Here is a 6,334-nt window from a genome sequence, read left to right on the forward strand (position 1 = left end):
ACCTCGCGGATAGTTGTGTGGACAGTATCGTAAACCGCCTCGAAGAGCTGAGCAACTTGGTTGATGCTGAGTAGCGTATCTGCGTAGAGTACGAAGGCGATGATAATCTCTCCAGGCGTGAGTGTTCGTCCTTCAAACGGCGTGTTACGAGTGTATGTGAAGGTATAGCGGCAGTTAGAACACCACAGCCGGGGACTGCTGTCCCCGGCGTTGATGGTGGTTTCACCGCAATCAGGACAAGGGGCCTGTTCCCAAGCGTGCTTGCAGCGCCGCTCGATCTCGTCATCGAGCGGCTCTGGCCGCAACACTATTGATGTGAGCTCAACAAGTTGCTGAAGCATCCCGCCGAATGCGGTTTGGTTGTTCACACACAGACGCATTCAGCGGGATGCCATGATACTCACGCTGTTTCGCTGTCTTCGGTAAGAGCCAGTAATGATTTCCCGTCCGGCTCTCCGGCCTTGAGTTCACAGACAGCAAACAGCGGGCCACGACGGTCACCGTCCGGGCGCGGAACCGCACCGGTCGCCGTTTGAATCCAATGAGTGCTGAGTATCGCTCCAATTCGGAGGTGTCGGTTACCGTTCGAGTGCCAGACCGTCCCCGTCGGCGAAAACGGTGAGGTCACAGTCTGCCACCCACTCGGCGAGGTACGGTGGGACGAGCGCGTCGGCTTTTCGTCTTGTTTGGACGGTCATAAGGATCGTCGCGAGGTCGGCCTCGGTCCGCAGATATGGCTTGGATTCGAGGAAGCCGACCGTGAGGCCGGCGTCGAGCGCGCGGTCGGTCAGTGTCTTAAGAGCCGGGGGCGCATAGCAGTCCCCGAAATCTATCGGTTCGGCGAACGCCGCATAGGTGACGTGCCCGCCCGGTGCGGGACCGAGCACGACGGGCGTGCTCCGAAGTTTCATCGCTGCGCTGTCGATGTCGGTCCGCGCCAGTAGTGTGGCCTCTGGGCGGGCGATTCCGACCGATCCGACACCCTCGGTCTCGAGGAGGTGCGTCGCGGTGTTGCCGGCCCGGCCCGCAAACGTTTCTCCGACCTGAACCTCGAAGCGGGCTTCCTCGGGATCGATCACGTCCGCGAGAACCGATCGGATCCGGGACTCGGAGTCGACGCCGAGGCCGAGCGCTCCCGCAGGGCGGTAGTTCACGAGGAGTTCGCCGCCGCTACGTTCGGCCGCAAGGGCGGTGTCTTTGAGCAACGCGGCGTACAGCGAGGCCGCCGCCTCGGCTGACAGCGGCGAGTTGGCGACCAACTCTGGGAACGCGACGTCGGAATGTGGCGGGTCCGCGAGCACGGCGATGGTGGTCATAGCGGGCGTTCGTCGTCCGCCCATATCGACCCTCCGAAACCGGGCACCGAGGGCGACCGGTGGGCGGTGGTTTTTATACGCGCTCTCCCCTGCATCGCGTATGGACCGAATGCGGCTCCTCTCGATCTCGCTCGTGACGCTTGTCGTCCTCTGGGGGGCAGGATCAGTCGCGGAGTTGTTCCTGACGACGCTATCGGTCGGACCGGATGTCGCGCCCGCCGCCGCAACCGTCCTCGCTCTCATCGCGCTTGTTCTCACGGCGACCGCCGTCGGGGCTCGGGGACGGCGCTGGCTCGACAACCCCGAAACCTACTGGTGATTGATCCGATGCGGGGCATCGCGATCAACGTGGGCGCAAACACGAACGAGCCGGGGTTTCGGGGGCCGATCGACACCGACGGACGCTTCGAGTACGTCCCGATTCCCGAATCCGAGCCGACCCGCCCCGATGTTGACGTTCCCACTTATAAGCAGCTGGATCTTCAAATCGATGTCTCCCAAGTCGCGGACACGGCGGTGCATCTCGACCCGACGTTCGCCGGCGTCCACGGCAGTTCCGCCTACACCTACGGCGACCCCCACGGCGTGAAGGCCGGGCCGCTCTCGGAACTCGAGGCTGGCGATTTCGTCTTCTTCTATGCGACGCTATCGACGGCGACGGACGAGCCACCGGAGTGGGTCGCCCCGCGATGGGGGGCCTACGTCATCGGCCACTTCCGGCTCGCAACTGATCCGGTTACCGTTGAGACACCCACGGAACTCACTCCGACGGAGCGCGAGCACTTCGCGAACAACGCCCATTTGAAGCGTGACCCGTTCGACGCCAAGGTGCTTTTGTACGGCGACCCCGACGGCTCAGCGCTCTACGATGTCGCTGTCCCGCTTTCGAGCCGCGAAGCGGGTGTCGACGCAAACTGCCTCGTGACTGGCCTCTCGAGCGACTCCGGGAAGGGACCCTGGTGGCGGCGACCGATGCAGTTCGACGAGCGAGGGACCGAGACGTTGCTCGAACTCGAACGGACCGGCAATAGGGACCGCCCGTTCGAGTGACAGAAACAAGTATCAAAGATACCCGTTCGAGTGACCGGATCTCACCCGAACCGGGTCGGCGGTGGGTGTCTCCACATCACTTTTCGCCGTGGCCGCCCCACCGACCGTATGACCGACCACGCGCTCGTCGTCGGCGGCACCCGTTTTATCGGCCGTCACACGGTCTCGGAACTGCTTGACGCCGGATACGAGGTGACGATATTTACCCGTGGGACACACCCAAACCCCTTCGAGACGGAGGACCGCGCCACACACATCGAGGGCGACCGGACGAACGATTCCGATCTTCGCCGCGTCGGGCTGAAACTCGACCCCAATATCGTCATCGACTGTATCGCGTACAAACCGCGGGACGTTCACACCGCGATCGACGTCTTTGCCGACGCCGACGCCTACGTGTACGTCTCCTCCGGGAGCGCCTACGGGGCCGAACGCGTCCCGAAACGCGAGGACGAGACGCCACTTTGTTCCTGTTCGGTCGAGGAGGCAACCGACGACACTGACGCGAGTTACGGGCCACGAAAGGCCGAAGGCGATCGGGCGGTCTTCGCGGCCGCCGACCGCGGCGTGAACGCGATGTCCGTCCGGCCGACGGTCGTCTACGGCCCTCACGACTACACCGAGCGATTCGACTACTGGATCGACCGCGTCGACACCCACGACCGAATCGTCGTCCCCGGTGATGGGTCGTCGCTGTGGCAGCTAGCCTACGTCGAAGACGTTGCCCGCGCCCTCCGGATCGTCGCCGAGCGGGGGTCGCCGGGCGAGGCGTACAACGTTGGCGACGACCACGCACCGATTCTCCGCGAGTGGGTCGAGTTGGTGGCCGACGCCTGCGACACGGACGTCGATCTCGTCCCCGCGAGCGAGCGCGAACTCGATGCGGTCGGGCTTTCGACCGACGCCTTCCCGCTGTATCGCGACTATCCGCATGTTCTCGACACGACGAAACTCCGCGAACTCGGATGGGAATCGACACCACACGACGTGTCCGTCCCGAAGGTTGTTCAAGACCACCGTGCCTCCGATCGAACGGGACGGGAGAACGGCCCGGACCGAGAAACGGAAATGCGACTGCTAGATGTCCTCCGGATGGTCGAGTGAGACCGCGCTCACCGGGTTGGGCGGTCGCTGCTGGGACCGCTACTCATATTATCAGCGAACATAAATGTACGTACTAACGTAGACACCAGTATTAAGCGGCGCATCGCACCATCGAAGACCGGCATGCAGACCTCGGTTCTTATACCGCGTATCTCGTCTTGGTGCTGTTTTCGATCGGGGTCTTCGACATCTTCTTTAGCCTCGTCGAACTGACCACCAGCGGTCGGTTCGTCGACCCGGCGGCCGTCACCGAACTGCTGGACACCGTGTTGTTGCTCCTGATACTCGTCGCGATTCACCGGACACTCGTCGCCTACGTCCGCAGGGAACCGGTCATCCATACCGTCGCGGGCGTTGCAGCCATCGCTATGGGGGGCATCGGGTTCCGGAGCAGCGAATTCGAGACGGGTACCGACGCGCTGACCGCTGCCGACGCGTTTTCGCTGTTGCTTTTGATTGAACCGATTCCGACGCGACTACCGCGTGAACGGGCGGGCTTTCGCTTCGCTACCGCTGTAACGCCGGACTGCGGTCGGCGGTTCCGTGGCGTCACGGTGTGTCGAGTCCCGTCCCTGTTGGCGTTTGTCCTACGTCCGACCCTGTGTTCGAATAATCTGTAACTCGTAGGGCGCGCGAATCGGCCGCGTGAACGGGGCCGGCTACCGTCCGGCGTCCTGTTCGACTTCCAAGAGCTCGTGGTACCGGTTGCGGATGGTGACCTCGGAGATATCGGCGACCTCCGAAACCGCGGCTTGCGTGACCTTCTCGTTGGTGAGCAGCGAGGCGGCATAGACGGCGGCGGCGGCCAGTCCGACCGGCGACTTCCCCGAGTGGACACCGGCGTCGCGGGCCCCATCAAGCAGTTGGCGGGCACGGCGTTCCGCCTCCTCGGAGAGATCGAGATCGCTGGCGAAGCGCGGTACATAACTCTTCGGGTCGGCCGGCTTTATTTCGAGGCCGAGTTCGCGGACGACGTATCGGTACGTGCGTGCGATCTCGCTTTTTTCGACGCGGGAGACGCCCGCTACCTCGTCGAGGCTGCGCGGCGTGCCGGCCTGCTTTGCGGCGGCGTACAGCGCGGCGGTGGAGACGCCTTCGATGGAGCGGCCGGGGAGGAGGTTTTCGTCGAGTGCGCGTCGGTAGATGACGCTGGCGGTTTCGCGGACGTTCTCGGGTAGGCCGAGTGCCGACGCCATCCGATCGATTTCGCCGAGGGCTTGCTTGAGATTGCGCTCCTTGGAGTCGCGCGTGCGGAAGCGCTCGTTCCACTTGCGCAACCGCTGCATCTTCTGGCGCTGGCGGGAGCCCAAGGAGTTTCCGTAGGCGTCTTTATCCTGCCAGCCGATGTTGGTCGAGAGCCCCTTATCATGCATCATGTTGGTGGTGGGGGCACCGACGCGGGACTTTTGATCCTTCTCGGCGCTGTCGAAGGCGCGCCACTCGGGGCCGCGGTCGATCTCGTCTTCCTCGACGACGAGGCCACAGTCCTGACAGACCGTCTCGCCGTGCTCCGAATCGGCTGTGAGGTTGCCGCCGCATTCCGGGCAAACAACTTCGGACTCGCGTTCGCTCGCCTCAGATTCATTCTCCTCGCGTTCAGCCGTTTCGTGGTCGTCCGCTGCTGATTCGTTCTCGCGTTCCGTTCCTCGTCGTCTGACAGTAGAGTCGGTCATCATCGATTAATTTTTGATTTCGGAAAACTCGTTGTCGATATGAGTATAGTTTTTCCCGTAACTTAAAAATTGTGGCTCGCGAAGCGACAGTTCCGACGCGTTCTCACGCCGGTGAGCACAAGCCTCATATCGGAGGCCGATGTGGGACGAACGGACGCATGGAGCAGGGGCTCAAACGAGAGATTCTAGAGACGCTTGCGTCTGAGGGCCGCCGATCGGTCGCGGGGCTCGCCGAGGCGCTCGACCAACACCCGGTCACGGTCGATCGACAGTGTTACGACCTCCAGGCCGACGGATACATCGCTATCGCCTCCAGCGGCGGCACGTACCGGCTGACACGGAAGGGTCGAGAGCGCCTCGAGAATGCGTGAGCGCCGTCCGAAACCCTTAGTGACGACCCCCACCGATCTACGGGCATGACTGTCGACGACGAAGAAGTCCGTCACGTCGCCCAACTCGCGCGCGTCGATCTCGACGACGAGGAGGTCGAACGGTTCGCCGGGCAGTTCGCCGAGATTCTCGAACATTTCGAGGCACTCGACGAGGTTCCCAAAGTCGACCCCGACCCCGAGTTGGCGAACGTGATGCGCCCCGACGAGGTCGAAAAAGGACTCACACAAGAAGAGGCGCTCCGAAACGCCCCCGAGACGGAGGACGGCTACTTCAAAGGGCCGACCGTCTCATGAGCCACAACGCGTTCATCACCGAGGCGCGGATCGAAGGCGATGGCGACGGCCCGCTCGCCGGCCAGACCGTCGCCGTCAAGGACAATATCTCGACGGACGGTGTCGAGACGACCTGTGGATCGGCGGCGCTCGAGGGGTACGTCCCGCCCTACGACGCGACCGTCGTCGAGCGGCTGAAGGCCGCGGGCGCGACAATCGTCGGCAAGACGAACATGGACGAGTTCGGGATGGGGACGACGACTGAAACCTCGGCGTTCGGCCCCGTCGAGAACCCCGCCGCCGAGGGGCGTGTCCCCGGAGGCTCCTCCGGCGGGAGCGCCGCCGCCGTCGCGGCCGGCGAGGCCGACCTCGCGTTGGGGTCGGACACGGGCGGCTCTGTGCGGTGTCCGGCCGCTTTCTGCGGTGTCGTCGGAATCAAACCCACCTACGGGCTAGTGTCGAGGTACGGCCTCGTGGCGTACGCGAACTCGCTCGAACAGATCGGGCCGTTGGCCCCGAACGTCGA

The 6,334-nt window shown here is 63.6% G+C and carries 10 protein-coding genes; 7 read left to right on the top strand and 3 right to left on the bottom strand.

Going from position 1 to position 6,334, the window contains the following annotated elements; translation table 11 throughout:
• A partial coding sequence (locus ACI944_RS10225; protein ID WP_411718955.1) for a transposase occupies positions 1-341 on the bottom strand: 341 nt, incomplete at its 3' end.
• A 237-nt stretch (positions 342-578) separates the two neighbouring features.
• Positions 579-1,316, bottom strand: coding sequence for a hypothetical protein (locus tag ACI944_RS10230; protein ID WP_411718944.1), 738 nt, complete (start codon positions 1,314-1,316; stop codon positions 579-581).
• A 100-nt stretch (positions 1,317-1,416) separates the two neighbouring features.
• Between ACI944_RS10230 and ACI944_RS10235 the strand changes: the two genes are divergently transcribed.
• The 4 genes from ACI944_RS10235 (at position 1,417) to ACI944_RS10250 (ending at position 4,090) form a co-directional block, all read left to right on the top strand.
• Positions 1,417-1,635, top strand: a complete 219-nt coding sequence (locus ACI944_RS10235; protein WP_411718945.1) for a hypothetical protein — start codon at positions 1,417-1,419, stop codon at positions 1,633-1,635.
• 8 nt (positions 1,636-1,643) lie between these two features.
• Entirely contained in the window at positions 1,644-2,366 is a 723-nt protein-coding gene (locus tag ACI944_RS10240) for a hypothetical protein (RefSeq protein ID WP_411718946.1), read from the top strand.
• 108 nt (positions 2,367-2,474) lie between these two features.
• Complete coding sequence (locus tag ACI944_RS10245; protein WP_411718947.1) at positions 2,475-3,470, top strand: NAD-dependent epimerase/dehydratase family protein; 996 nt, start codon at positions 2,475-2,477, stop codon at positions 3,468-3,470.
• 161 nt (positions 3,471-3,631) lie between these two features.
• A complete protein-coding gene (locus ACI944_RS10250; protein ID WP_411718948.1) occupies positions 3,632-4,090 on the top strand; it encodes a hypothetical protein in 459 nt (152 codons plus the stop codon).
• Between the two features lie 39 nt (positions 4,091-4,129).
• Here the strand turns inward: ACI944_RS10250 and ACI944_RS10255 are convergent, their stop codons facing one another.
• Positions 4,130-5,143 carry a transcription initiation factor IIB gene (locus ACI944_RS10255; RefSeq protein ID WP_411718949.1) on the bottom strand — a complete coding sequence of 338 codons (1,014 nt, stop codon included), beginning with the start codon at positions 5,141-5,143 and terminating at the stop codon, positions 4,130-4,132.
• Positions 5,144-5,301: 158 nt separating this feature from the next.
• Here ACI944_RS10255 and ACI944_RS10260 point away from each other — a divergent pair, with 158 nt between their 5' ends.
• The 3 genes from ACI944_RS10260 to ACI944_RS10270 form a co-directional block, all read left to right on the top strand.
• The gene (locus ACI944_RS10260; RefSeq protein ID WP_411718951.1) at positions 5,302-5,514 is read left to right on the top strand and encodes a hypothetical protein; all 213 of its coding nucleotides are present in this window, start codon (positions 5,302-5,304) and stop codon (positions 5,512-5,514) included.
• A 45-nt stretch (positions 5,515-5,559) separates the two neighbouring features.
• Positions 5,560-5,829 carry an Asp-tRNA(Asn)/Glu-tRNA(Gln) amidotransferase subunit GatC gene (gatC, locus tag ACI944_RS10265; RefSeq protein ID WP_411718952.1) on the top strand — a complete coding sequence of 90 codons (270 nt, stop codon included), beginning with the start codon at positions 5,560-5,562 and terminating at the stop codon, positions 5,827-5,829.
• On the top strand, positions 5,826-6,334 hold a 509-nt coding region (locus ACI944_RS10270; protein ID WP_411718954.1), incomplete at its 3' end, for an amidase family protein. The genes gatC and ACI944_RS10270, both read left to right, overlap by 4 nt.

It is taken from the genome of Natronomonas sp. (assembly GCF_046710025.1).
GTDB lineage: Archaea > Halobacteriota > Halobacteria > Halobacteriales > Haloarculaceae > Natronomonas.

Bases quoted from the DNA above. Each gene is read 5' to 3' on its own strand.
- ACI944_RS10255 (WP_411718949.1), bottom strand. From the start codon at position 5,143: ATGACCGACTCTACTGTCAGACGACGAGGAACGGAACGCGAGAACGAA.
- ACI944_RS10260 (WP_411718951.1), top strand. From the start codon at position 5,302: ATGGAGCAGGGGCTCAAACGAGAGATTCTAGAGACGCTTGCGTCTGAG.
- ACI944_RS10240 (WP_411718946.1), top strand. From the start codon at position 1,644: ATGCGGGGCATCGCGATCAACGTGGGCGCAAACACGAACGAGCCGGGG.
- gatC (WP_411718952.1), top strand. From the start codon at position 5,560: ATGACTGTCGACGACGAAGAAGTCCGTCACGTCGCCCAACTCGCGCGC.
- ACI944_RS10245 (WP_411718947.1), top strand. From the start codon at position 2,475: ATGACCGACCACGCGCTCGTCGTCGGCGGCACCCGTTTTATCGGCCGT.
- ACI944_RS10230 (WP_411718944.1), bottom strand. From the start codon at position 1,316: ATGACCACCATCGCCGTGCTCGCGGACCCGCCACATTCCGACGTCGCG.
- ACI944_RS10235 (WP_411718945.1), top strand. From the start codon at position 1,417: ATGGACCGAATGCGGCTCCTCTCGATCTCGCTCGTGACGCTTGTCGTC.